This is a genomic window from Rhizobium sp. PRIMUS64 (genome assembly GCF_023006465.1).
Lineage (GTDB): Bacteria > Pseudomonadota > Alphaproteobacteria > Rhizobiales > Rhizobiaceae > Rhizobium > Rhizobium leguminosarum.
In genome coordinates this window covers 1-539 of the sequence record NZ_JALBGX010000334.1, presented here as the reverse complement: position 1 = coordinate 539, position 539 = coordinate 1, and the positions used below count along the sequence as shown (strand labels likewise).

Here is a 539-nt window from a genome sequence, read left to right as displayed (position 1 = left end):
GACGACGCCCTCATTATTGATGCCTTGGCCAACGAAGAGCGGAGCAAGCTCGGATCAGTCCCGAATTCTCAGAAAAATACCAGTAACCAACGAAAGTTTAGCGCTTGGCTCCAAAGGACGGGCAGGGAGAGCATAGTCAGCCGACTCACGGGTACTGATCAGCAGCAACAGTCGTTAAAGGACGATTTTAGGGCCTTTACCAGCGATGAAGGAAAAACGGGCGGCGTGGGTCTCGATCGGCTGCGGCAGTATCTAGGCGCCGAGTCGCAGTTGAAACAGCATCATCCTTATCCCGACGACGCCCTCATTATTGATGCCTTGGCCAACGAAGAGCTGAGCAAGCTCGGATCGGCCTCGACTTCCAAGAGGCAAGTTGCCCGGAATGTGGCCAGCAATCAACGAAAGTTTAGTGATTGGCTGCAAACCAGGGGTAGGGAGAGCATAGCGAGCCGGCTCAACGGCAGTGATCAGCAGCAATGGTCGTTGAAAAAAGATTACCAAGACTTCACCGAAGACATGGGAAAACACACTATCTCTTT

1 pseudogene is annotated in these 539 nt (G+C 52.7%); it reads left to right on the top strand.

The annotated features are described in order from the left end of the window. Window positions 1–539, top strand: a pseudogene (locus MOV76_RS39435) (hypothetical protein); the annotation flags it as partial.